This is a genomic window from Myxococcus sp. CA023 (assembly GCF_010998615.1).
Taxonomy (GTDB): domain Bacteria; phylum Myxococcota; class Myxococcia; order Myxococcales; family Myxococcaceae; genus Myxococcus.
The window spans coordinates 96440-121012 of sequence record NZ_JAAEAH010000006.1 but is presented as its reverse complement, the minus strand read 5'-3'; the positions used below and the strand labels follow the sequence as shown (position 1 = coordinate 121012).

The following is a 24573-nucleotide window of genomic DNA, read 5'->3' as shown; positions in this document are numbered from 1 at the left end:
CATCCCCGCGAGGAGCGAATCATGAGCAACAAGAAGAACGTGGTGCTGGCCTTCTCCGGCGGACTCGATACCGCTTTCTGCGCCGTCTACCTGCGCGAGCAGGGCTACGACGTCACCACCGTCACGGTGGACACCGGCGGCTTCCCGCCCGAGCAGTTGGAGCGCATCGCCGCGTTGTCCAAGCAGTTGGGCGCGGTGGAGCACGTGACGGTGGACGCGCGCGAGACGCTCTTCCAGGGCTACCTGCGCTACCTCATCGCCGGCAACGTGCTGCGCGGCCAGGTCTACCCCCTGAGCGTGTCCGCGGAGCGGGCCTGCCAGGCGGCAGAGGTCGTCCGCGTGGCGCGCGAGAAGGGCACCCAGGCGCTGGCGCACGGCAGCACGGGCGCGGGCAATGACCAGGTGCGCTTCGACGTGGCCTTCCGCTCGCTGGCGCCGGAGCTGGAGCTGCTCACGCCCATCCGCACGCTGTCCCTGAGCCGGCAGCAGGAGCTGTCCTACCTGGCCGAGCGCGGCGTGCACATGCCGCCGAAGCTGGGCTCCTACTCCGTCAACGAGGGCATGTGGGGCACCTCCGTGGGCGGGGCCGAGACGCTGGACTCCTGGAAGGCGCTGCCCGAGGCGGCCTTCCCCGGCGGCGAGCTGTCGCAGGACCTCAAGCCCCGTCCCCTCACGGTGTCCTTCGAGAAGGGCGTCCCGGTGGCGCTGGACGGCGAGAAGCTGGGCCCCGTGAAGCTGGTGGAGGCGCTCAACGCGCTGGGGCGCACCTACGGCATCGGCCGGGGCGTGCACCTGGGTGACACGATTCTGGGCATCAAGGGCCGCGTGGGCTTCGAGGCGCCGGCGGCGCACCTGCTCGTCACCGCGCACCGCGAGCTGGAGAAGCTGGTGCTCTCCGGCAAGCAGCTCTTCTGGAAGGAGTCGATGGGCAACCTCTACGGCTCGCTGCTGCACGAGGGGCACTTCTTCGACCCGCTGGTGAAGGACCTGGAGGCGTTCCTCACCTCGTCGCAGGAGCGCGTGACGGGTGACGTGCGGCTGGTGCTGCACCCGCGCACGCAGGTGGTGGAAGGCGTGCGTTCGCCGCACTCGCTGATGGACGCGAAGGTGGCGACGTACGGAGAGGCCAACGTGTTGTGGAACGGCTCGGAAGCCGCGGGCTTCGCCAAGCTGTACGGCGTCGCGCAGATGCTCTCGCATCGCGCGAAGTGAGGGTGCCATGAAGGTTTTCGTCGACAAGGTAGGCAGTGTCACCCGCAACCTCGGCCTGGGCCGTACCGTCCACCTCGCGTCCGAGGTGAAGGCCGAGGAGGGCGCGGTGGTGGCCGTGCGCATCCACGGAGAGAAGAGCACGTACAACCAGCTCGAGGACGTGCACGGGCGACTGGTGACGCTGCACGCCGGTGACATCGTCGTGGGCGCGCTGGGTCACCGCAACGCGCTGCACGGCTATGAGGGAGTAGTGCCGGCGTCCGTCACCGTGGGCGAGCGGCTGCACGTGCTCAACATGGGCGGCGTCATCGGCAAGTGCACGTCGCACAACCACGGCGTGGGCCTGCCCTTCGAAGCGGAGGTGCTGGGCCAGGTGCTGGAGTTCCCGGAGCTGATGTCGCGCACCGGGCAGCCGGCGCACGTGTCCTCCGGCGCGCTGAAGGGCACGTCGTCGCCGGTGAAGTGCCCCGTCGTCTACGTGGTGGGCACCTGCATGAACGCGGGCAAGACGTTCGCCGCGGCGGCCATGGTGCGCAAGCTGGCGCAGGCGGGCTTCCGCGTGGGCGGCGCCAAGCTGACGGGTGTGTCGCTGATGCGCGACACGCTGAGCATGCAGGACTCCGGCGCGGACGTGGTGATGGACTTCACGGACGCGGGCATCGTCTGCACGGGGCCTCGCACGGGCGCGCGCGTGGCGCGGGTGCTCTTCTCCGAGCTGGCGGCGGAGAACGTGGACGTCATCGTCGCGGAGACGGGCGACGGCATCATGGGCGAGTACGGCGTGCAGGGCATCCTCGCGGACCCGGAGCTCAAGAGCCTGGCGGGGGCGTGGGTGCTGTGCGCCAATGACCCGGTGGGCGCGTCCGGCGGCGTGCGCCACCTGCGCGAGGCGTACGGCATCGAAGTGGACGTGGTGGCCGGACCGGCCACGGACAACGCCGTGGGCGTGCGCTTCGTGGAGCAGGTGGTGGGCATCCCCGCTCGCAACGCCCGCGCGGACGCGGCGGCGCTGGGCGGACTCATCCTGGAAAAGCTCGCCCCCAAGCTGGGCGCGGGGAGGAAGTCATGACGCAGGTCAACATCTACATCCTGGGTGCCTCCGGCTTCGGCGGCGGCGAACTCTTGCGCATCCTCTCCGGCCACCCCGCGGTGGGCAGCATCCGCGCGGTGTCGCGGCACCACGCCGGCGAGCCCATCCACAAGGTGCACCCGCACCTGCGCGGACTGGTGGAAGGCCGCTTCGAGGGCGAGCCCGACTGGAAGTGGCTGGCGGACTGCCAGCAGCCCGTCGTCTTCAGCGCGTTGGGCCACGGCGACCTGGCCAAGCAGTTCGCGGGCCTGGAGAAGCAGTGGGCGGAGGTCGGCATCGCCGAGCGCCTGCTGCTGGTGGACCTGTCCTCCGACTTCCGGCTGGACCACCCGGGCCGCTACGCGGGCGCGTACGGCCGGCCCCACCCGTCCCCGGAGCTGCTGGGCACCTTCACCTACGGCCTCACCGAGTGGAAGCGCGACGCGGTGAAGACGGCGAAGCGCATCGCCAACCCGGGCTGCTTCGCCACGGCGGTGCAGCTGGCGCTCCTGCCCATCGCCTCCACGCCGGGCTTGGGGCTGCTCGCGGTGTCCGGCGTCACGGGCTCGTCCGGCTCCGGCTCGCTGCCCGGTGAGGGCACGCACCACCCGACGCGCGCGCAGGACTTCCGCGCGTACAAGCCGCTGGAGCACCAGCACGAGGCCGAGGTGGAGGTCATGCTGGTGGCCCACGGCGCGCAGCGGCACCGGCTGGCCTTCGTCCCGCACTCGGCGCCCATGGTGCGCGGCATCTTCGCCACCGTGCAGTTCGAGTGGCCGGAGCACGGCGGCGCAGTGGTGACGGCGTCGCTGATGGAGCGGTACCGCCGCTACTACGAGGGCTCGAAGTTCGTGCGCATCGTCGAGGGCACGCCGCGCATCGCCGCGGTGGCCGGCAGCAACTTCTGCGACATCGCTGTGGCCACCAAGGGCCGCTCGGTGGCCGTCATGGCGGCGCTCGACAACCTGGTGAAGGGCATGGCCGGCCAGGCGGTGCAGAACTTCAACGTCGCACTGGGGCTGCCGGAAGACACGGCGCTGCGCCAGGCCGCCTGCTACCCGTAGGCCGCACGTCCCCGGGGCCTGGGCGCACGCGTCCAGGCCCGCCGCTCTCAACGGCCGCCTCCTTCGCGAGCAACTCCCGCATCAGCTTGCGTCCCAGGACGAGCCCCAGCAGCAGGCTCACCGCCATGCCGGTGGCGGACACGGCTGTCATCCACGTCTTCCCCTGCCCCAGCGAGCTGCCGAAGAGCGCCGTCAGCAGCGTCCCGGGGAGGGTGCCCACCACGGCGCCCAGCGCCAGCGGGACGTAGCGGGCGCCTGACGCGGACGCCGTCGCCAGCATCACATCCGCCGGAATCACTGAATTGATGCAGGCCAGGAAGCCGAGCTGGAAGCCATGCTCGCGCGCCGCGCGCTCGAACACCGGGTGCTTGTCCCCGGCCAGCCGCCGCATGGGCTTGCGGCCCAGCCTGCGCGCCAGGAAGTGGATGAGGCCCGCGGCCAGCAGCGTCCCGACGAGCGCGTAGGCCGTGCCCGCGGCCATGCCGAAGAGGATGCCGCCCACCGCCGTGAAGAGCTGCCCGGGCAGCAGCGTCACCGGGCGCACCGCGAGGAGCAGGATGAAGGCCAAGGGCGCCAGCGCGCCCAGGGGCCGCAGCCAGCCTGACAGCGTCTGCTGATCCAGGTATTGCGGCCCCAGCAGCCGCAGCCCCACGAGCAAACCGACGGAGATGCAGAGCGGTCCGATGAGCTTGAGGCCCGCGCTCAGCCGTCCTCCCTTGGAGCGAGGGTGCTTGGACATGGCTCAAAGCTGGGAAGCCTCACCCGGGAAGGCAAGAGCAGCCAGGCGAGAGATGACACCTTGCATTCCGCCTTGCCCTGGCAATTTGCGATGCCCTCCGTACAAGCGAGAGCAACATCGAGTGCGTCTCTGTCCAACTCAACTGCGCTATGGTCCCGCGCTTTGAGCCAAAACAGGTAAGGACGAATGCATTTCGAGTTGGCCTTCGTACTGATTTTCGCCATCGCGACCGCTGTGGCCATCGCCGCGCGGTACTTCAAAATCCCCTATACGGTTGCCCTGGTCGTCGCGGGCCTGCTGTTGGGTACGTTCAAGGCGTTCGAGCCGCCGCACCTCACGAAGGAGCTGCTCTTCGCCATCATCCTTCCAGGTCTGCTCTTCGAAGCGGCCTTCCACGTCGAGTTCCGCAAGTTCTGGAAGAACAAGATGGCCATCCACGCCCTGGCCATTCCAGGGCTCCTGGCCTCCGCGGGGCTCACAGCCTTCATCCTCACGCGCGTGGTGGATGGGTTGGACTTCGTCCATGGCTTCGGGATGCTGTCCGCGCTGGTGTTCGCGTCCGTCATCGTGTCCACGGACCCCATCGCCGTGGTGGCGCTCTTCAAGTCGTTGGGCGCGCCCAAGCGGCTGCTCATCCTGGTGGAGGGAGAGAGCCTGCTGAACGACGGTTCCGCCGTCGTGCTCTTCACGCTCATCGTCGCGGTCGCCACGGGTGGCCAGTTCACGGTGGGCGGCGCCATGTTCGACTTCATCAAGGTCTTCGGCATGGGCGTGCTGATGGGCAGCGCGGTGGGCTTCGCCGTCGCGCAGGTCATCAAGCGCGTGGACGACGCCATGGTGGAAATCACCCTCACGGTCATCGCGGCGTACGGCTCGTTCGTGCTCGCCGAGCACTTCCACTACTCGGGCGTCATCGCGTCGGTGGTGGCCGGCATGCTGTGCGGCAACTGGGCCACGCACGAGGGCATGAGCCCCGCCACCCGCATCGCAGTGGAGAGCTTCTGGGAGTACCTGGCGTTCGCGCTCAATTCCGTGGTGTTCCTCCTCATCGGCCTGGAGGTGCAGCTCTCCTCGCTGCTGGCCTCGTGGAAGCCCATCCTCGCCGCCTATGTGGCGGTGATGGTGGCCCGCGCCGTGGTCGTCTACGGCGTGTCCGCGCTGCTCCGCTTCACCAAGGAGAAGATGCCGTGGACCTGGAGCGCGGTGCTCACCTGGAGCGGCCTGCGTGGCGCCATCTCCATGGTGCTGGTGCTCGGTCTTCCCACGGACTTCCCGCACCGCGAGCTGCTGGTGAACATGACGTTCGGCGTGGTGGTCCTCTCCATCATCTTCCAGGGCCTCACCATGGCGCCGCTGCTGCGCAAGCTGCGCATCACCGGCCTCAAGGACGCGTTCCAGGAGCAGTACGAGCTGGCCCGCGGCCGCCTGGGCGCCATCCACGCGGCGCAGGCCGCGCTGGAGGGCATGCGCCGCGCCCGGGAGATTCCGGGGGATGTGGTGACGCAGTTGGAGAAGGACTACCAGGAGAAGGAAGTCGTCGCGGAGAAGGAGCTGACGGCGCTGAAGCAGCAGTCGATGCGCTTCCACGAGGAGGAGCACCAGGAAGCGGTCCGCCGCGTGCTCATCGTGGAGAAGGCGGCGCTGCTCAAGGCCTACCAGTCCGCCACCATTGGCAAGGAGGCCTTCGCACGGCTGACGGCGGATCTGGATGAGCGCATCGCCGCCGCGGACGCCGCGGAGAACCACGTGCCGCCAGAGGGTGAGACTCCGGCCGTGGCCGGCGCCGCGAGCGCCTGATTCATCCGGGCACGGCACATCCGCCTGATGACATTCAGGCGGGTTTGCCGTGCCTGCTGCGTCTGGGCCTCCTAGACTCTCGTGTGTGAAACCACGAAAGCAGGCGTTCCCGAGGCGACTTCGCAGAGTGCTCGTCGCCACTGATTTCTCGGAGGCGAGCACCCACGCGGTGGGCAGGGCTGGACACCTGCCACTCGCGGACGGCGCGAAGGTGCTGGTGACACACGTCCTCCCCAGCCGCATGCCCGCGGAGGTGGGCACCCGAGCGCTCCAGGCCACCGCGCGCGAGTTGGAGCGGGTCGCCGACCGGCTGCGCAAGATGCTGCGTGCCGAGGGCAGCTCCGCCACCGTCGACACGCACATCGCTCGCGGCAAGCCCGTCGAGGCCCTCCTGCGCCGGGCCCGGGCCTTTGGCGCGGAGCTCATCATCCTGGGCCGGCATGGCGACAAGCCGCTGCGCAACATGTTCCTGGGCTCCACGGCGGAGAACGTCATCCGCGGCGGAGACCTGCCCGTGCTCATCGCCAACCGGCGGGCTCCTGGGCCCTACCTACGGCCCGTCGTGGCCGTGGACGCGGACGAAGCGTCCAAGCGCGCGGCGAGCTTCGTTCCCACGCTGATGACGCCCGGCTCCGAGCTGACGCTGGTGCACGCGTATGACGTGCCGCTGGAGTACGCGGTGTTCCCCGGGCTGACGGCGAAGGAGTACAAGCACTACCGGCAGACGTTCAAGGCGACCGCGGAGCGCAAGCTCAAGGCGTTGCAGCGGGAGCTCGATGCGGTCGACATCCCGTACCACCTGGTGATGGAGAACGGCGGCTCACGCTCCATCGTCCTCGAGTTCGTGGACGACCAGGGCGCGGACCTGTTGGCGCTGGGCACCCGGGCGCGCTCCGGTGTGGCGTTCGCGTTGCTCGGCAGCGTCGCGACGGATCTCATCCGTGAGGCGAAGTGCGACGTGCTCGTCGTCCGCGAGGCCAAGCCCGGCGAGTAGCGTGAAGGCCCCCGCTCGTGCGGGCTCAGGCCTCGGGGGCCTTGCCTACCTGGGTGTCGGTGGCGGGTGATGCCCCTGCCTCTTCCGCCGCGATGGGCTCCGCGCCACCGGAGGCCTGCGCCTGCGATGCAGGAGCGTTCGCGTCGCTGGCTGGCGCCTGAGCCGGCGCAGAAGCAACCGTCGCCGAGACGGCCGCGGCAGTGAGCGCGTCTCCAGCCACAGCGGTGGATTGGGCTTCCCGCTGCTCCAGCCGCGCCCCGCCCTGCTCCGCCGCGCGGAGGAACTCGTCGTATTCGGACTTGCGCTCCGCTGCCTTGGCCTGGGTTTTCACCGACTGCTGTGCCGCGGCGTCCCGGCCCATCATCACCGCACGCGCGCTGAGCACGACGCCTCCAGCGAAGGCCGCCAGGCTGAACACGGAGCCGATGTCCCCGGCCCACAGCCCGTACACGCCGTTCTGGATGAAGGCCATCGCGTTCAGGAAGGCCGCACCCGTGAGCGCCGCACCGCCCGCCGTGGTCCACGGACGCAGCTCCATCACCCGCGCGGCGCCGTAGCACAGCACCGGCAACATCCCGAGCACCCACAGGTTCTCCAGCAGCACCGCCAACGCCACCCGCAGCACGCCCACCGGCACCGCCTGGATGCGCACGCTCAGCCGAAGCGTCAGCGCCACGCTCAGAATCGACCCCGCGATGAGCGCGATGAACCCCAGTCCCATGATGAACTGGAAGCGACGGACACGGACGCGCAGCGGTTCGAGGACACTCGTCTTGGAGCTCACGGGCAGGCAGCCTACTCCACTTCAGCCCTCATCCTCTTCCGCGTCCGTCGTCCCCCCCGAAGTGCGGGCAGGCGGGCCGTCCCCGTAGAAGACCTCCTCCAGCACCAGCCCCTGCGCCGGCGCGGTGGGCCCGGCGCGCTTGCGCTCCTTGGAGACCAGCACCTCCGCCACCCAGGACGCGGGCCGCCGTCCCTTCCCCACTTCCACTAGCGTCCCCGCCAGGTTGCGCACCATGTGCTTCAGGAACGCGGTGCCCTCCACCACGAAGGACACGGCGTCCCCCGACGTGCCTTCCACCGCCAGGCTCCGTATCTCCCGCACCGCGTGCTTCGCTTGGCAGTCCGCGGCCCTGAAGGCGGAGAAGTCATGCCGCCCCAGCAGGTGCGTGGCCGCCTGCCGCATGGCCTCCACATCCAACGGAGCGAAGACTTCCCAGTGCGTCATCCGCCGCAGGGGCGAGCGCGTGCGCCGGTTGCTCACGCGATACCGGTAGCGCTTGCCCCGGGACCACCGGCGCGGGTCGAAATCCTCGGCCACCTCCACCGCGTCCACCACGGCCACGTCGGGCGGCAGCAGGCCATTGAGCCCCATGACATAGGCCTTCATCGGCAACACCCGGGGCGCGTCGAAACAAGCCACCTGCCCGGAGGCATGGACGCCCGCATCCGTGCGCCCCGCCGACGCCACCGACACACGCGCCCCCAGCAGCCGCTCCAGTCCCGATTCCAGCACCGACTGGATGGAGGGCCCGTTGGGCTGCACCTGCCAGCCCACGTAGCGCGTTCCTTCGTATTCGAGCGTCAGCTTCAGCCGGGGCATGGGTCAGCGGTACTTGAGCCAGGACTCGAGCAGTTCGGCCACCATGCGGCCCGCGGGCACGTTGTTGCGGCGGGCCACCGCCTCCAGCGCTTCCGAGACGGCGGGACTCAGCGGCACGGCCAGGGTGCGCGGCTCGGTGCGGTCATCGCGGGCCGGGGGCTCCGGCTCCGGAGCGGGCATGGCCTTCGCGGTGTCGAGCGCGTCCTCCACATCAGACAGCTCCAGGGCCTCCTCGGACGTGGGCGCGGCCGCGGCGCGCACGGCCAGGCGGCGCTGCTCGGCGGCCAGCTCCTCCTCGAAGAGCTGCTTGATGAAGTTGGACAGGTGCAGCGCCGTGGGCGTGAAGTCGTACGCGTCCAGGAAGGCGTCCAGGTCCTTCTGCATCTGCGCGGCCGTCTGGTAGCGCTTGTCCCGGTCGCGCTCCAGCGCCCGCATCAGGATGGTCTCCAGGCGCTCCGGCAGGTCTTCGCGGAAGTACGACGGCGCGTAGATCTTCCCTTCCGTGATGCTGCGCATCACCGCGGCCTCGGACTCACCAGTGAAGAGCTTGAAGCCGGTGAGCCACTCGTAGAGCACCACGCCCAGGGAGAAGACGTCGCTGCGGCAGTCGAGCGGCTTGCCCAGACACTGCTCCGGGCTCATGTAGCTGAGCTTGCCTTTGATTTCGCCGTTGCGCGTCTGCTCCATCTGGTTGGCGGCCTTGGCGATGCCGAAATCCAGAATCTTCACCGAGCCATCGAAAGCGACGACGATGTTCTCCGGTGACACGTCCCGGTGGACGATGTTGAGCGGGTTGCCGTACAGGTCCACCTTGGTGTGCGCGTGGTGCAGGCCCGCGCAGACGCACGAGGCAATCTTCACCGCGTACACCAGCGGGAAGGGAATCCCCAGCGCCTCCGCCTTGGGGACGACGCGGCGCATGTCCCGCCCGGACACGTACTCCATGGCGATGAAGTAGCTGTCGGCGATCTTCCCCAGGTCGTGAATCTGCACCACGTTGGGGTGGTTGAGCTGCGCGGCGAGCCGGGCCTCGTTGAGGAACATCTTCACGAAGGCCGCGTGCTTGGACAGATGCGGGCGGATGCGCTTGATGACGACGGGAGACTCGCGACCGTCCTCCTGCTGCTGATGCGCGAGGAAGATTTCGGCCATGCCTCCCACGGCGATGCGGTCGATGAGGCGGTACTTTCCAAAGCGGCCGGTGTCGCGCTGCGGGGCGGCGGGAGGCATGGCCCGGCGAGCCTACCTGTGCCGAGCCGCGGAGTGGCAACAAACTTGGGCGACGCTCGATAGGCCTCGACTCGAAGCTGTAAGCCTCTTGCGATTCATTCCAGGCCGCATCCGAATGAGCGGAGCGGCTTGCGAGTGAGCGGGCCAAGGGCTCACCTCCCCGGCCCCTGGTACTACCGAACCTGTACCCGGTGCACCTTCAGCGCCGGTTCCTGCCCAGGCGGCGGAGGGAAATCCAACGCGGACGGCGCCAGCGAGCCCAACGACTTCCCCTGGCGTCCCGCCTGGGACACCCCTTCGAGCACCATGGCCTCGAAGCGGCGGGCAGGCAGTCCCGCGTGGTTGCAGCACGCCACCAACTGGCCTCCCGGGCTCACGACACGCGCGGCGGCCTCGGCCAGCCGGGCATAGTCGCGCGCCGCGGAGAACCGGCCACTGCGCGTCGTCGAGAACGACGGCGGGTCCGAGATGACGATGTCGAAGGACTCGCCCTTCTTCGCCAGGCGCTTCAGCCAATCGAACACGTCACCGGCCACGTAGTCATACCGGTCCACCGTCTGGCCATTGAGGCGCGCGTTCTCCTCGCCCCACTCCAGCACGCGCCGGCTCGCATCCAGGTTGAGCGCCCGCTTCGCGCCGCCCGCCATGGCCACGACGCCAAAGGCACAGGTGTACGAGAAGAGGTTGAGCACGGTGAGGCCCCGCGCCTGCGACAGCAGCCATGCCCGCGTGTCCCGCATGTCCAGGTACAGCCCCACCGACAGCCCCTGCGCCGGACGGATGAGGAACGTCAGGCCGTTTTCGAGCGCAGTGAAGGACTCCACCGCTTCGCCCCGGGCGGGTGCCTCGGGCGCGAGCGACTCCTTCGCCACGTTGGCCAGGACACGCGCCTCCCGGGGCCGGCGCTTGAGGTAGAGGCTTCGAGGCGCCCAGGCGGCCATGGCCGCGTCGAGCAGCGTCTCCTCCTCGTCCGGCGTGAAGTCCCGGTAGAGGCTGATGACGTACACGTCACCAAACACATCCGCCGTCACATCCGGCACGCCGTCCGCTTCGGCGTTCACCACGCGCCAGGCCGTGGTCCGCGCGTCTCCAAGCAGCGGCCCGCGCCGGCCGCGCGAGGCGCGCAGCGTCTCCACGAGAGAAGAAGGCAATGTACCCATGCCGCCGCTCAACTGCCCAGACGCGCGCGCGTCCAGACACGCTCCAGCGCCTGGGTCGCCGCACGAGAAAGCACCACGTAGTCGTGCCCCAGCAACTGCCCCTCCCGCACGCAGACCCGGCCGTTCACGATGGTCCACCCCACCGGCGAATGCGCCAACTGCCCGAGCAGATAGGGCGAGTAGCCCGTCTCCGGATCCGCGGTGGGCACGACGTCGTAGACGACGAGGTCCGCGATGCACCCCTCCTCCACGCTCCCGGAGGGCAGGCCGAACAGCCGCGTGCACAGCTCCGCCGGGCCGTTGACGAGCAGGTGCGCCAGCGCGCCATCCACGTCCGGCAGCCTTCCGGAACGGGAGATGCGCAGCACGCCCACCAGCGCGGCGAGCAGCTCATCCTGGAGGCTGCCGTGGCCCCCGGTGCCAAGCCCCAGCAGGTGGACCCGCGACAGCACCGCGTCCATGGGGTCCGCGCCACGCTCCAGCGCGCGCACGCCCCGGGCCGCCAGCGCCACGAAGGCACCGCTCTGCTCCAGCAGCTCCGCCTCCGCGCTGTCCAGCACGCGCGCATAGCCCGCGATGGCACGCGGCCCGAGCAGCCCCAGCGCATCCAGCCGCGGAACCACGCGTTTGCCGTGCTGCGAGTAGGTGGAGGAGAGGTCGTCCTCGCTCTCCGCGAGGTGGAAGACGGTGGGCGCGTCCAGCACCCGGCTCAGCTCCGCGATGCGGCGCAGCAGCGCGTCGTCACAGGTGAACGACGCATGGAAGCCAAGCGCGCCCCGGACCAGCGGGTGGTCCCGATGCGCGCGCGTGAAGTCCGCGTTGGCGTCCAGCCACGCCTGCGCCTGCGCCGCGCCGTCCAATCCGTGGGTGGAGTGGCTCGTCACCAACCGCAAGCCCACCGCCTCCGCGGCGCGAGCCTGGGCGGCGAGTCCTCCGGCCACGTCCTGGCAGGACAGGTGCTCCACCGCCAGGGTGACGCCGTGACGCAGGGCCCGGGCCGCCGCGTAGCGGGTGAGGGCCTCCACGTCCTCGTTCGTGAGCAGCCGCGCCACGTGCCGGAGCCGGTCCAGGCGCTCGCGGGGCGGGAGCATCAGGAAGTGTCCCGTCGGCGGCAGTAGCTGGCCGTTGACGAGGTGCGTGTGGCAGTCCACCAGGCCCGGCGCCACCAGCCGGCCATGACAGGCGACTTCCCAGTCCCCGGGCAGCACGGGCACCTGGGCGTCCGGAGCCATGCGGCGGATGGTGTTGCCTTCCACCACCACGGCCATGCCATGGCGGACGCGTCCGTCCGCCCTGAACACGGCACAGTTTTTCAGAAGCAGGCGGCCTTCCATGAAAGCCCTGTTCTAACACGGGCGCGGCGCGGCGCGAGCGGCGCCGCCGCCAGCGAGCATGTTAGGGTCCGTACGGTATGACGCCGCTGAGCCCCGCCGTGAACTCCCCCTCTCCCGTGACGACCCCCTCCCCAGGAGGGGCGCTGGCCTTCCGGGACTTGTGGCTCTTCTCACCGCGGGCAGATGCCCTCATCGTCGCCCTGCCCCTGGCCCTGGCCCTGTGCACGGCGGCCGCCAACGTCTGGCTGGCCCCGGGCGCCGCGGAAGGCGCGCACCGCCTTTCAGCCTGGACGGCGCAGAACCTGCTCGGCAACGCCACCCACGTCATCCTCACGTTCCTGCTCTTCGCGGTGCACCGGGACGTGCTGACGTCTGCCCCGGGCCAACCCCGGCAGGTGCTGGCGGGTTCGCTGGGCATGCTCGCGGTGGGCACGGTGCTCTTCTTCACCTTCTACGCGGAGCGCACGGCGCACACGTATGGCGTGGCGGTGATTTTCAACGTCTTCGGCACGCACCACACCCTGTCCCAGCACCGGGGTATCTGGTCACTCCATGGGCTGCGCGCGGGCAAGGCGGGCCTGCCCGGCGCGTCGGCGCTGGAGCGCAAGCTGCAACAGATGTACGTCCCGCTGCTGCTCACGCTACTGCTGGTGCGCATCTTCTTCGTGCCGGAGGCCCCAGGGCCCGATGCGCCGGCGTACCTCGACATTGGCCAGGGCGCGGTGCTCCCGCACGGCGCGCTAGGGGTGCTGCTGGCGGTGTGGCTGGGCTACTTCATGCTGCTGTTCCGCACGGTGCTGCGCGCGGAGGCCGTCAGCGGGCCCAAGGTGCTCTACCTCCTGGCCATGGCGACGGCGACCGGGCTGGTGCTGGTGGCGCCCACCTGGGGCTACGTCATGCTGCCCGGCATGCACGGCCTGGAGTACTACATGCTCACCGCGCGGATGCTGGAGCCGCGCGAGGGTGATACGCCCCGGCTGCCGCGGAAGTTCATCGTCCCGGCGATGATTGCGTCCATGCTGCCCCTGTTGGCGCTGGGCGCGGTGCACGGCCTGCTCCAGCAGGGCGTGGTGCGCGGCGCGCTGGGCAGCAACATGGGCGTGGCGGAGACGCATCCCCTGCTGCGCGCCATGACGTCCCTGGGCTTCGCGGTGGTGCTGGCGCACTACTTCGCGGACGCGCTCATCTACCGCTTCCGGATTCCCTCCATCCGCGCGGTGATGCTGAAGCGGCTGGGCTTCAGCTAGCCGCAGGGAGCATCGGCGGCCCCCTGTCGCTCCGCGTTGGCCGCGAAGGAATCCCGTAGGAACAGCGACAGGCCAGGGCGCACCTTGTCGATGTTCTCCGTGAAGCGCGTATCCGCCACGTACATCTCCCCCAGGCCCCGGTGCATGGCGGGCGGGCACGCGTAGAACCACTTGCCCAGGTATTGCCGATGCGCCTCGGCCAGGTCCATGGCCGAGGCCGACGCGGCGCTGGTGCCCGCCGCGAGCAGGTCCGCCAACGCCTGGAAGAGGGCGTCCCCCTCCTCCTTGATGCGCTTCCAGTCCTCCTTCTTGTAGCGCGCCGTCCTCCGGGCGGATTCCTTGTAGGCCTCCGTGTCCCCCCAGCGCTGCTTCGCCTCCTCCTCGTACTTCGAGGGGTCGAAGTCGCCAAAGGCCTCGAACATCGCTTCCTTGTCCACGTGCGTCCCCTTCTCCAGCGCGTCCAGCGCCGTGTCCACGGCGTGCACCAGCGCGTCCAGACGGGCGGCCCGCTCCGTCAGGAGCTGCCGCTGCATCCGCAGCGCGGTGCGCAGGTCGAAGGTGGGGTCGCCCAGGATGCGGCGGATGTCCTCCAGCGGGAAGCCCAGCTCCTTGAAGAAGAGCACCTGCTGGAGCTTCTGGAGGTCCGCCTGTGAATAGAGCCGGTAGCCGGCCTCGCTGCGGTCCGAAGGACACAACAGGCCCAGCTCGTCATAGTGGTGCAACGCGCGGATGCTGATTTTCGCCAGCCGGGCGACCTGGCTCACCGTCAGGGCCATCTCCACCTCTTGATGAGGAGGTGTAGGGCCTCACGTCGCGTGAGGGTCAAGCCCCTGGGCGGGGGTGCTGCCACTTCCAGCCGGGCACCGGGCTGACGACTCAGCCCTCGACCTCAGCCGCCCGAGAGGAGCCACCTGCACGAGGCAGGTAGGGCTCCCCCCGGAAGGACACGGCTCAGTACGCGTTGTTCTGGCCGAACGTCTTGATGGTCTTCTTCTCCAGCTGGCGCTGACGCTCGGTGGCCTCGGAGTCGACGGAGGCGTTACCGGCCAGCGCGTCGGCGGAGGCGCCGAACAGCTTGCGGATGTTGTCGCCGAACAGGGTCACCACGCCGATGGCGGCGATCGCGATGAGGGCGACGATGATGATGTACTCGGTCATGCCCTGGCCACGAGCCTTGCGGAGCTGCTGCTTCTTCGAGATCGCCTTCATGGAACTCTCCGGGGATTGCAGTGGTGGAAAAAACACCCTGCTGCTTGGGTGATTCGCACCCTAGGGCAGATCCCACTTCCACCTCCATCGGTCATCGGGAGGATGCCAGGAATTCTCAGTGATTCCAGGCAATTGGCCCGATTGGGATGATCCAAGCCCCCCATTTCAGGGGCTCCCGGGCGCGGCAACGGGCGTTTGGGCGGTGCCTTCGCAGCTCGAACGGGGCAGCGCCTCGCAGAGCGAGCGCAGCGCCCGGGCCAGATGTTCGTCGTCCGGGTGCCGGGACGCAACCTCGCGCCCCAGGGCCACGGTGTCATGCAGGGCACCTACAGGCGTCCACATGGTGCGCGAAGCCCAGGTCTGAGCCGTCACCAGCCGGAGGTAGGCCGTCACCAGGGCGGGCTCGCGTCCGCCCCGCGCCACCTCGGGCTCCAGGAGCGAGGCGGCCAGCGTCAAATCCTGCTGGGCCAGCGCCGCCTTGCCCAGGGCCAGGGCGGACTCGGGGCTGTCGGGGGCCAGCCGCCGCCACTGCGCGGCCGCGCCGCGCACCATGGGGTCATTGGGCGCGTGGTAGCGCTCGATGTTCCGGTACAGCCCGGCGGCCTGCTCCGCGGTGGGCGGGTGCTGCTGGACGTAGTCGTGCAGGAAGAGGCGGTCCGCCCCTTCGGGCGCGCGCCGCTCGTCCCTTACACGCACGTCCAGATTCGACACGAAGAAGGCGATGGGCGACGCGTACTCCAGCAGGTTGTGGTCGTCCGTGTTGATGGGGCCCTCACCGGCGAACTCGAGCTGGCCGGCCTCGCTGTGCACCTGCTTGGACAGCAGCGCGAACACGTCGTTGATGCCCACGCGGGACAAGTCCTTCCGCACCTCCGGATGCCCCATGCGCTCGGCCAGGCGCGCCGCATCGAAGGCCAGGGGCTTGCGGCTGGCCACCATCACCAGGTCATGTGGCCCCAGCCACGTGGTGGCGTGCGGGAAGGTGTCTCGCAGGGTGCGGACCACCAGCTTGATGAGGTCCTCGTTGCTCTCGTAGGTGTGGATCCACTGCACCAGCACGCCGTCGTCCGCCAGGTGCCGGTCCACCGTCTGGAAGAAGTCCCGCGTGAAGAGGCCGGACACGCCGGACACCCACGGGTTGGACGGCACGCTCACCACCAGGTCGTACTTGCGCGGCGACAGCGCCATGAACGTCTTGGCGTCGTCCACGTGCACGTGGGTGCGCGGGTCATCCACCGCGTTGCGGTTGTCCGCCTTGAACAGGCGCGCCGCGTCGATGACGGCGGGAGCAATCTCCACCATGTCCAGGTGCTCCACGGGGTGCACCAGCACGCTGCCCGCGGTGATGGCAGCACCGGCGCCCACCAGCAGCACCGACTTGGGCTCACGCGGGTGCAACAGGGCGCCCAGGTGACCGGCCACCACCTGCGTCTCCACGTCGCTCCCGTTGGACGCGTCCACCTTCCCGTTCAGCTTCATGAACCGCAGGTTGTCCACGGGAACGTCCGCCACCATCACCGTGGCGAAGGTGTCGTCCTGGTAGAAGATGGGGCGGATGATGGCCTCCGTGTCCGCCACCAGCTTCGCGTAGCTTTCCGGCGGCTTCTCGTGGGAGCGGATGGAGGCGATGCCCGACAACCGCACCGCCCAGCCGCTCATCCCGCCCAGCACCACCAGCGCCAGCACCGCCGTGGCGGCCACCGGCCACAAGGCGCGCGCATGCTGCGCGGGACGGCCGGGGGCCGCGTGGAAGGCCAGCCCCGCGCCGAGCAGGTTGGCCGCCACACCCGCGATGAAGTTGCCCTCCATGCCCCACCACGGCATCAGCACCAGCACGCCCAGCGCCGAACCCGTAATCGTGCCCACTGTGTTCCACAGGTAGACGCCGCCCAGTTGGCGCCCCACCTCGGACACCTTGGCCGTGGCCACGCGCGCCGCCGCCGGGAAGGCCGCGCCCATGAAGAAGGTGGGAACCAGCAACACCAGGCAGCAGAAGCCGAAGGTCAGCACCTGGAACAGCGGCCAGGTGTCCAGCGAGCGCGTCATCATCCACTGCGCCTTGCGGAACAGGTGCGGCAGCCGGACGTAGAGCGGCAGCGCCACGCAGATGCTGGCTACCAGCGCGACCTGGAGCCGGCCGAACAGGCGCAGCGAGTCCACCTGTCCCTTGCGCGTCATCAGCCAGAAGCTGCCCAGGCCAATGCCCATGATGAACGCGGTGAGGATGAGCGTGAAGGCGTAGGTGGACGCGCCCAGGACGATGGACAGCAGGCGGATCCACGTCACCTGGTACAGCATGGACGTGAAGCCAGACAGCAGCACGCCGATGAGCGCCGCCCTCACCGCGATGCGCGGATAGGACACCTCCGCGTCGCCCTCTTCCGCGGGAGGCGTCTGTCCCGGCACCAGCGCGGGCGGGAAGCGCCGGGCCAGCCCCAGCGAGGCCAACGCCACCAGAATGTTGAGCCCCGCGGCCAGCCCTGCCGAGGAGGACAGGCCGATGGCGGGCACCAGCTTCGTCCCGGCGATGAACACACCCACCGCCGCGCCCAGACTGTTGACAGCGTAGAGCCGCGCCAACTCGTAGCGCACCCCCGACAGGCTGGAGGCGAAGTGCCGCACCAGCGCCGGCAGCGTGCCGCCCATCAGCAGCGTGGGAATCAGCAGCGACGCGGAGGAGACCAGCAGCCGGGGCCCCAGTCGCCAGCCATCCGGCACGGACGGGGCCACGTTCAGCCATAGCGCCCCCAGCACATCGAGCACATAGGGGAAGGCCAGCACGTACAGGCCCACGCCCAGCTCCAGCAGGCCGTAAAGGGCCAGGGGGTTCTTTGCCCGGTCAGCTGTCCGCCCGAAGACAAATGCACCCAGCGCTTGCCCTCCCATGAACGTGGCGAGCACCACGGCATGAGCCTGGCCGCTGTTCCCCAGGACATTCCCGAGGTACTTGGACCAGACGAGTTCGTAGACAAGCGCAGTGCCCCCGGACAGGAAGAGGAGGCAGGCCACAAGGTTCTTAGGAAAACGCGCCGGAGATGACATGGGGACAGCGCGGAACCTTAGTCGGTATGTTTCAGGCCCATCAAATGAACACCCATCTCCTGCATGCCGCGATGCTCGCCTGGACTCCGAGCCTGCGGGTGACACGCGCCGAAGGCGACCTCTCCAGCATCCTGCGGCGCCCCGCCGGGGCCCTGTTGGAGCAGCCGCTCCACGAGGTCCTCGGCGTGTCGCCCAAGCGCGCCCGTGAGCTGGACGCCCGCGCCCGCGAGGACCGCCGCGCGGTGGAGTTCGTCTCCGCCAACCTCGGCGGCGAGGATGCGTGCCCCCTCCGCCTGTCCCTGGGACTGGACGGCGGCGAGGCCAGCGCCGCCGTGCTGGACCTCAACGCCGTGCTGGACGGCGCCCCCCCGGTGCAGATTTCACGGCTGTCCTCCTCGCTCAGCCACGAGATTCGCAACCCCCTCTCCTCGGTGAAGATGGCGGTGCAGACGCTGGCCCGGAACACCGGCCTCAATGACCGGGACAAGCGGCGGCTCACCATCGCCAACCGGGAGATTCGCACCATGGAGCGCATGCTCTGGCTCCTCTCCGAATACGGCCGCGACACCACCCCGAAGATGGACGCCCATCCGCTGCGCGGCGTGGTGCAGGAGGCCACGGAGATGGTGGCCCCCGAGCTGGCCGAGCGGCGCGTGGAGGTCCGCGTGGACGAGGAGCCCGACCTGCCCCGCGTCCGGGTGGACCCGACGCGGCTGCGGCCCGTGCTGGCCCAGGTGCTGCTCAACGTCGCCATGGGCCAGGCCGAGGGCAGCCCGATGGAGGTGGCCCTGCGCCGGGGTGGCCCCCACCAGGTGATGATGGTGCTCCACGACCCCGCCGCCGCCCTGCCCCCTGAGGAGAACGGTTCGCTCTTCGAGCCCTTCGGCTCCCGGCTGGCCCGGGGCGCCGGTCTGTCCCTGGCCGCCCTGCGCCGGGTGATGACGGGCGTGGGGGGAGACGTGGCTGCCCGGGGCAGCGCCGAGCCGGGCGTGGTGCTGACGCTGACGTTCGCCACCTGAGAGCGCCATGGAGACCCTTCTCATCGTCGACGACGACGTCTCGCTCCTCGAAACGCTGAAGATGCACTTCGAGGAGATCGAGCAGGACGGCCAGCCCCGCTACCAGGTGGCCACCGCCACCAGCGCCGCGGCAGGACTGCGCGCCGCCCAGGAGGCCATGCCCAGCGTGGTCATCCTCGACATGATGCTCCCGGACCGCACGGGCCTGGAAATCATCGAGGAGATGAAGGGCCTGTGCGGGGACGCGCGCATCATCCTGGTCACCGCGTACCACGACATGGAGACCACCATCCGGGCCATGAAGGCCGGGGCTTTCGACTACATCCACAAGCCCTTCCCGGACCCGGCCGCCCTGGACCTGGTGGTGGAGCGCGCGCTGGAGTACCGCCAGCTGTCGCGCCGCGCGGACGAGGTCCACCGCGAGAACGCCGCCGCCCGCCTGGGCGACATCGTGGGCACCAGCCCGCTGATGCAGCAGCTGGTGAAGGAGATTGGAAAAGTCACCGGCAGCCACGCCACCGTGCTGATTACGGGTGAGAGCGGCACCGGCAAGGAGCTCATCGCCCGCGTCATCCACAACTACTCCTACGACGAGCCCCGGCCCTTCATCGGCATCAACTGTTCGGCCATCGTCGACACGCTGCTGGAGAGCGAGCTCTTCGGCCACGAGAAGGGCGCCTTTACCGGCGCCACGGCGGGCAAGCCGGGCAAGTTCGAGCTGGCCGAGGACGGCACGGTGTTCCTGGACGAGATTGGCGACATGTCGCTGATGCTCCAGGCCAAGCTCCTGCGCGTGCTGCAGGAGCGCGAGTTCGAGCGCGTGGGCGGCGTCAAACGCATCAAGCTGCGCGCCCGCGTCATCGCCGCCACCCACCGCGCCCTGGTGGAGGAGGTGGAGGCCGGCCGCTTCCGCGAGGACCTCTACCAACGCCTCAAGGTCATCACCCTCCAGATTCCCCCGCTGCGCGAGCGGCGCGAGGACATCCCCCCGCTGGTGAAGCACCTGCTCGAGCGCATCAACGAAAAGGTCCACAAGCGCGTCACCCGCGTGCCCGGCGAGGTCATGGAGCGCCTCACCCGCCTGCCCTGGCGCGGCAACGTGCGCGAGTTGGAGAACGTGCTCACCCGCGCCGTGGTGCTGGCCCCCGGGGACGTCCTGCGCGGGGACGATTTGCCCGCCCTGGAGTCTCCCCTCCCCTCGCCGGAGCCGGGCCGGGCCACCTCCGCTCACACCGCCAGCGCCATGTTCGCCGCGCCGGCCGAGGACGACGCCAGCCTGATTCCCACGTTGGAAGAGGCCGAGCGCCAACTCATCGCCCGTGCGATGACCGTCACCAAGGGGCACAAGGGTCGCACCTGTCAGATCCTTGGAATCAGCCGCCCCACCCTGGAGCGCAAGCTCCAGAAGTACGGTCTTGCACAGGGCCAGAGCCCTCAAGTGCACACCTTCCCTGTGAAGGATGCGTCGTGAGCACTCCTGGACAGTGTCGTTGCTCCGACACTCATGCCCCCGGTTTGAACGTTTCGTTCAAATTGATCAGACTGTTTGAACGTTCTGTTTCAGGTTTTGGACACAGAACGGGCTCTGGTGCGGGCCTGTAGCGCTAAGTACCCGGCATTTCAGGAGGTGTTGTCCCGGCGGCATTTCAATTCCCGCTGGCACGAACCTTGGAGAAGCGAAGTCCCGTTCGCCGCTGAAGCAGACGGCCCGACTTCCCAAAGCTTCCTTCCCAGGAGTAATGCCATGCACGGTTTCAACCGCCCCCTCGGCCCCATCGGTTCCAACGTCGTGGCGCCGCTGCAGACGACCAGCTCCGGGATGATGGTCACCGCCAACAAGCTGGTGCCCGGCCAGGAGGCCATCGACTTCAAGGGCTACTTCAAGGTCGAGTCCTTCCCGCACAACTCGACCATCTACCGCCCCGGCGACAACACCGACCGCGTCTACCTGCTGAAGTCCGGCCGCGTGCGCCTGATGCGCATCGGCAAGAACAGCACCCGCTCCGTGGTGTCCATCCTCCGCCCGGGCGACCTCTTCGGCGAGCTGTTCCGCCCCGAGGGCACGCCGATTGAGGAGATGGCCATCGCCGCCGGCGAGGCCGAGGTCTGGAGCATCGAGGGCCGCGACTTCCGCGCCCAGTTGGAGGCCCGTCCGGCCCTGGCGGTGGACGTGGTCCGCGCCTACGCCGAGCGCGTGCGTGCCCTGCGCAAGCGCGTGCTGGGCCTGACGTTCAAGGAGGTTCCGGCCCGCCTGGCGGACACCCTGCTCACCCTGGTTGAAGCGCACGGCGAGCGCTGCCCGCACGGCGGCGAGACGGACCTGCGCGGCATCACCCAGCAGGACCTCGCGGACCTCGTGGGCGCCTCCCGCTCCTTCGTGTCCACGCTCATCAACGAGATGAAGCGAGAGGGCGTGCTCGGCAACGTCGGCCGCATCCTCTGCGTGAGAGACCAGAAGGCCCTGCGGAAGATCGCCGGCAAGGAAAAGTAGTCCGCGCGCCCGCGGCGAACGGGCAGCAGGACACCAGACGGGCCTGTCCATGCGCATGCCGCGTGGCCGGGCCCGTGGTGTTTCCAGCGAACGGCGCTCCCCCGGTGTGCGTAGGATGTCGCGCGAATGTCTGGCGCCATTGATTCCATCCTCGCGCTCCAGGAGCGCCTGAAGCACGAGACAAAGCTCCCGCTCCGGTCCGTGTCGCTCACGCCGGTGCTCGCCAAGGACCTCCACGTGCTGGAGTCCTCGCTGGGCGCGCTGCTTCCCCAGGCCTACCTCGACTTCATCTCCCGCCACGGCCTGTTCTCCGCGGTGGACTGGCAGGGACACGAGCGGGCCCGGATGCTGAGCCCCACCGAGGTGCTGGAGACGCTCCAGTGGTCCAAGGAGTACGTCGAGGAGGGCGCCTTCGGCGACAACGAGGACGAACTGGAAGCCGCCATCCTCGAGCAGAAGCTCCGCGGCCGGCTCATCCCCTTCCAGTACAGCGCCTACTCGAACGTGAGCGACTACTACTACTTCGACACGGGGATGCGTCGCGACACCGGGCTGCTCATCTTCCCGGCGCGCCACGACGACTTCGACTTGTCGACGTGGCTGCTGGATGGAGCGCCTGACGTCTCGGGCTGCACCTTCGACTTCGACGAACACCTGCGCTGGGTCCTCCGGGAGGGCCTGGAGGAGAAGGACTGGGGGCGCTGACTCAAACGCGGCGGCGCAGCTCTTCCACTTCGGCGCGAAGCAGCCAGTCGTCCGGGAAGTCCGTGGCCGCCGCGGCAATCTGGCTCAGCCGCTCGGGCTTCACGGAGTGCGTCTCCCGCATCTTCCGGACCTCGCGGTAGAGCGCGGCCAGCGCCGGGTGCAGCGCCAGGGCCTTGCGTGTGCGGGCCTTCTCCTCGCCATCCCCTTCCGCGAAGGCGCTCAGCTCGCCGTACCAGCGGTCCCACGTCGCCGGGTCCGAAGGCCCACCCGCCACCGAGGGCAGGTGCGTGCTGACGAAGAGCTTCGCCACCGCGGGCAGCGCCAGCTCGCGCCCCGCCAACCGGCCGCGCAGCGCCAGCACCTGGCCACCGTCCGTGGCGAAGCCCTCCAGCTCCAGCCCACTCTCCAGCGACAGCTTGAAGGGCCCGCGCTCCGGCAACGTCCCCGCGCCGAACGCCACCAGCGCCGGCCCGCTCCACGGCTTGTCGTCCAGGGAGCGCCCGCCGCGCGAGGCCATGATGGGCCCCTCCATGCAGACGAGCGCGGTGCCCAGACCCGGCGCCACCTCGCGCGGCGCGGCCAGCATCTCCAGCACCCGGCCCGTCACCTCGCGGCCGTCCGCCAGCACCAGGTGATTGACGGTCCGCGCGCGCAGCGCCTCCGTCAGGCCGAAGTCGCCGCCCCGCTTCCACGACAGCGTGGACTCGAACTCCGCCAGCACCTCGAACAGGTGCTCGAAGTCCCGCGCCACGAAGAGCTGCGGCTGCATGCGGGTGATGTCGTAGTCCATGTCCGCGCAGGCCACGCTCAGCGGCAGCTTCTTCACCGCCGGCGTCAGGCAGTGCTGCCCCTCGCCGATGCTGGACAGCAGCCCCGCGCCGTAGATACGCGGCGACTCCACGCTCCCGATGAGGCCATACTCCGCCGTCCACCAGTAGAGGCGGCTCGCCCGTGTGCTCTCGCTGACGTAGCGGCGGCTCGCGCTGGCGGCCTCCAGCCGGGCCTGAGCGTGCGCCGCTTCCTCCTCGCTGGCGTCCGGGTCCTCCTTCACCACCGACAGGTTCCGGATGGCCTCGAAGACGGCCTGGTCCTCCATGCTGGCAATGGCCTTGAAGCCCACCAGCCCGCATGCCTTGAGGTACTCCGCGTAGCGGCGGTTGGCGATGATGGGCGCGTGCCCGGCGCTCTCATGGACGATGTCCGGCGCCGGCGTGTACTCGATGTGCTCGTGGGTGCGGATGTCCGCGGCAATCGCCAGGACGCCCATCGCCTGGAGTTCCGTGAAGACGGCGGGAGGAATGAAGCCACGCACCCCCACACAGGCCCACCCCAGGCGAGCGAGCTTCTCGTTCATCTCATCCAGGCTGGGGATGCACTCCGAGCCGATGCCCGTGGCCTCCAGGCCCTCCAGGTAGACGGGGTGCGCCTTGTCCGCCAGGTGGCCCCTCAGGGAGCCCAGGATGTTCCGCCAGACGGCCTGGTCCCGCGACGTATACGCCGCGTAGTCCTGGCTCACCACGTAGCGACGCAGATGAGCAGGCAGGCGGGCAATCGTCCGTTCCGTGGGAGTCATCATCATTCACCTCAGGCGGAATCTTCTACGCTTTGAAGATACCCCTTCTCAGGGAGAACGGAAATCCGTCAGAAATCGACGCGTTCGTCGTTTTAACGTCGAACTAGCCTGGCTTGCGGCGAAGTCCATCCAATACCAACCGGGCGCCGGGACTGAGCGCTCCCGAAGGCCACAAGGCCACCACCTCGACCGCCTGGGGCTCCTCTTCCAAGAGGGGCCACGCATGGAGGTCCGGTGGAAACGGGTGCATGGGGCGCAGGTCCGGAGTGATGGAGCAGGCGCGGAACGCGCGCAGCAGCTCGTAGAGGAGAAGGAAGCTCTCCGCGCGCCCCACTTCATCCACCGTCACACCGTGGGCGGCGAAGCGGGCGCTGTTGGCGCCGCCGTAGGGGTCATCACGCAGCCAGTCCACGAAGCGCTGCCCCTCCAGGTCCTTCACGCGCAGGGACTTCCGGGACGCGGCCTGCCGCGCGAGCACGTTGTCCGGCCCGGCGAGCACCACGAAGGGCATGCGCAGCAGTGACTCCGACTCCACGCCTTCATGGCTAGGCAGGGGCGTGAAGTCGAGCGCCAGGTCGAGCTGCCGCGTCTGCACCTGGCGCGTCAGTTCGTGGGGCCCTCCGAAGCTGAGCACCAGCTTGAGGTCCGCGGCGGCGGCGTCCCTCGCCACGGCGCCCACCAGGGACAAGGACAGCGTCGGGTTGAGGCCCAGCCGCACCACGGGCTCGGCGCTGGCCAGGTCGCGCAGCCGCTTCATGTCCAGTTGATGCAGCGGCGTCTGGGTGCCCGCGAAGAGCCGCTCCCCCCGGGCGGTGAGCTGCAGGCGACGGCCAGGCCCGCGCTCCAACAACGGCGCGCCATCCGCCAGCGCCAGCTCCAGCGCGCGAACGTGCTCGCTCACCACCGAGCGCGCCACGCCCAGGTGCTCCGCGGCGGCCTCGATGCTGCCCGCCTCCACGGCGGCGGCGAAGGACTCCAACCAGACGAGGTGCCGGACGAGCTTGCGCGGAGGCATGAGCAGCATCCTTGCACGCCATCAGCGGGACGCGCCGCCGGGCTTCATTGATGCTTGCGAAATTCCGGCG

The 24573-nt window shown here is 69.4% G+C and carries 21 protein-coding genes; 10 read left to right on the top strand and 11 right to left on the bottom strand.

Annotated features, from left to right (window positions below; all coding sequences use genetic code 11):
- The first annotated feature begins 21 nt into the window (after positions 1-21).
- The 3 genes from argG to argC are packed head-to-tail and all read left to right on the top strand — an operon-like array spanning position 22 to position 3345.
- Entirely contained in the window at positions 22-1212 is a 1191-nt protein-coding gene (argG, locus tag F8M74_RS03810; RefSeq protein WP_090491576.1) for an argininosuccinate synthase, read from the top strand.
- 7 nt (positions 1213-1219) lie between these two features.
- Positions 1220-2281 carry a DUF1611 domain-containing protein gene (locus F8M74_RS03805; RefSeq protein ID WP_141253567.1) on the top strand — a complete coding sequence of 354 codons (1062 nt, stop codon included), beginning with the start codon at positions 1220-1222 and terminating at the stop codon, positions 2279-2281.
- Positions 2278-3345 (top strand): N-acetyl-gamma-glutamyl-phosphate reductase, encoded by a 1068-nt coding sequence (gene argC, locus F8M74_RS03800; RefSeq protein WP_140794247.1) that lies wholly within the window; start codon positions 2278-2280, stop codon positions 3343-3345. The genes F8M74_RS03805 and argC overlap by 4 nt, the downstream gene beginning before the upstream one ends.
- Here the strand turns inward: argC and F8M74_RS03795 are convergent.
- Positions 3284-4084, bottom strand: coding sequence for a TVP38/TMEM64 family protein (locus F8M74_RS03795; RefSeq protein WP_141253568.1), 801 nt, complete (start codon positions 4082-4084; stop codon positions 3284-3286). The two genes, argC and F8M74_RS03795, sit on opposite strands and share 62 nt — an antisense overlap.
- A gap of 186 nt (positions 4085-4270) precedes the next feature.
- Between F8M74_RS03795 and F8M74_RS03790 the strand changes: the two genes are divergently transcribed.
- Entirely contained in the window at positions 4271-5881 is a 1611-nt protein-coding gene (locus F8M74_RS03790) for a Na+/H+ antiporter (RefSeq protein WP_141253569.1), read from the top strand.
- A gap of 127 nt (positions 5882-6008) precedes the next feature.
- Positions 6009-6875: a universal stress protein gene (locus F8M74_RS03785; RefSeq protein WP_228559714.1), complete on the top strand. Its 867-nt coding sequence runs from the start codon at positions 6009-6011 to the stop codon at positions 6873-6875.
- Between the two features lie 25 nt (positions 6876-6900).
- On the opposite strand, the gene F8M74_RS03780 is transcribed toward F8M74_RS03785, so the two are convergent.
- The 5 genes from F8M74_RS03780 to F8M74_RS03760 all read right to left on the bottom strand — a co-directional run bounded on the left by F8M74_RS03780 (position 6901) and on the right by F8M74_RS03760 (position 12202).
- A complete protein-coding gene (locus tag F8M74_RS03780) occupies positions 6901-7659 on the bottom strand; it encodes a hypothetical protein (protein WP_141253571.1) in 759 nt (252 codons plus the stop codon).
- A gap of 21 nt (positions 7660-7680) precedes the next feature.
- Positions 7681-8478 (bottom strand): tRNA pseudouridine(38-40) synthase TruA, encoded by a 798-nt coding sequence (truA, locus tag F8M74_RS03775; RefSeq protein ID WP_141253572.1) that lies wholly within the window; start codon positions 8476-8478, stop codon positions 7681-7683.
- A 3-nt stretch (positions 8479-8481) separates the two neighbouring features.
- A complete protein-coding gene (locus tag F8M74_RS03770; RefSeq protein ID WP_141253573.1) occupies positions 8482-9708 on the bottom strand; it encodes a serine/threonine-protein kinase in 1227 nt (408 codons plus the stop codon).
- A 173-nt stretch (positions 9709-9881) separates the two neighbouring features.
- Complete coding sequence (locus F8M74_RS03765) at positions 9882-10868, bottom strand: class I SAM-dependent rRNA methyltransferase (RefSeq protein ID WP_140864956.1); 987 nt, start codon at positions 10866-10868, stop codon at positions 9882-9884.
- Between the two features lie 8 nt (positions 10869-10876).
- Positions 10877-12202: an amidohydrolase family protein gene (locus F8M74_RS03760; RefSeq protein ID WP_141253574.1), complete on the bottom strand. Its 1326-nt coding sequence runs from the start codon at positions 12200-12202 to the stop codon at positions 10877-10879.
- Between the two features lie 116 nt (positions 12203-12318).
- On the opposite strand from F8M74_RS03760, the gene F8M74_RS03755 reads away from it, so the two are divergent.
- Complete coding sequence (locus F8M74_RS03755; RefSeq protein ID WP_228559716.1) at positions 12319-13449, top strand: hypothetical protein; 1131 nt, start codon at positions 12319-12321, stop codon at positions 13447-13449.
- Here the strand turns inward: F8M74_RS03755 and F8M74_RS03750 are convergent.
- The 3 genes from F8M74_RS03750 to F8M74_RS03740 all read right to left on the bottom strand — a co-directional run bounded on the left by F8M74_RS03750 (position 13446) and on the right by F8M74_RS03740 (position 17700).
- A complete protein-coding gene (locus tag F8M74_RS03750; RefSeq protein WP_171410115.1) occupies positions 13446-14225 on the bottom strand; it encodes a MerR family transcriptional regulator in 780 nt (259 codons plus the stop codon). The genes F8M74_RS03755 and F8M74_RS03750 overlap by 4 nt on opposite strands.
- Positions 14226-14400: 175 nt before the next feature.
- Complete coding sequence (locus F8M74_RS03745) at positions 14401-14658, bottom strand: hypothetical protein (RefSeq protein ID WP_026114034.1); 258 nt, start codon at positions 14656-14658, stop codon at positions 14401-14403.
- 165 nt (positions 14659-14823) lie between these two features.
- Positions 14824-17700 carry a fused MFS/spermidine synthase gene (locus F8M74_RS03740; protein WP_141253577.1) on the bottom strand — a complete coding sequence of 959 codons (2877 nt, stop codon included), beginning with the start codon at positions 17698-17700 and terminating at the stop codon, positions 14824-14826.
- A 44-nt stretch (positions 17701-17744) separates the two neighbouring features.
- Between F8M74_RS03740 and F8M74_RS03735 the strand changes: the two genes are divergently transcribed.
- The 4 genes from F8M74_RS03735 (at position 17745) to F8M74_RS03720 (ending at position 21915) form a co-directional block, all read left to right on the top strand.
- Positions 17745-18719, top strand: a complete 975-nt coding sequence (locus F8M74_RS03735; RefSeq protein WP_306341642.1) for a sensor histidine kinase KdpD — start codon at positions 17745-17747, stop codon at positions 18717-18719.
- 7 nt (positions 18720-18726) lie between these two features.
- Entirely contained in the window at positions 18727-20190 is a 1464-nt protein-coding gene (locus F8M74_RS03730) for a sigma-54 dependent transcriptional regulator (protein WP_141253579.1), read from the top strand.
- Positions 20191-20463: 273 nt separating this feature from the next.
- The gene (gene mrpC, locus F8M74_RS03725) at positions 20464-21210 is read left to right on the top strand and encodes a Crp/Fnr family transcriptional regulator MrpC (protein ID WP_002634092.1); all 747 of its coding nucleotides are present in this window, start codon (positions 20464-20466) and stop codon (positions 21208-21210) included.
- A 126-nt stretch (positions 21211-21336) separates the two neighbouring features.
- Entirely contained in the window at positions 21337-21915 is a 579-nt protein-coding gene (locus F8M74_RS03720) for an SMI1/KNR4 family protein (protein WP_141253580.1), read from the top strand.
- 1 nt (position 21916) lies between these two features.
- Here F8M74_RS03720 and F8M74_RS03715 read toward each other — a convergent pair whose 3' ends face one another.
- Together F8M74_RS03715 and F8M74_RS03710 are read right to left on the bottom strand one after the other, a co-directional pair.
- Positions 21917-23488, bottom strand: coding sequence for an aromatic amino acid hydroxylase (locus tag F8M74_RS03715; RefSeq protein WP_163884325.1), 1572 nt, complete (start codon positions 23486-23488; stop codon positions 21917-21919).
- 103 nt (positions 23489-23591) lie between these two features.
- Positions 23592-24512, bottom strand: a complete 921-nt coding sequence (locus F8M74_RS03710) for a LysR family transcriptional regulator (RefSeq protein ID WP_141253582.1) — start codon at positions 24510-24512, stop codon at positions 23592-23594.
- Positions 24513-24573: the final 61 nt, after the last annotated feature.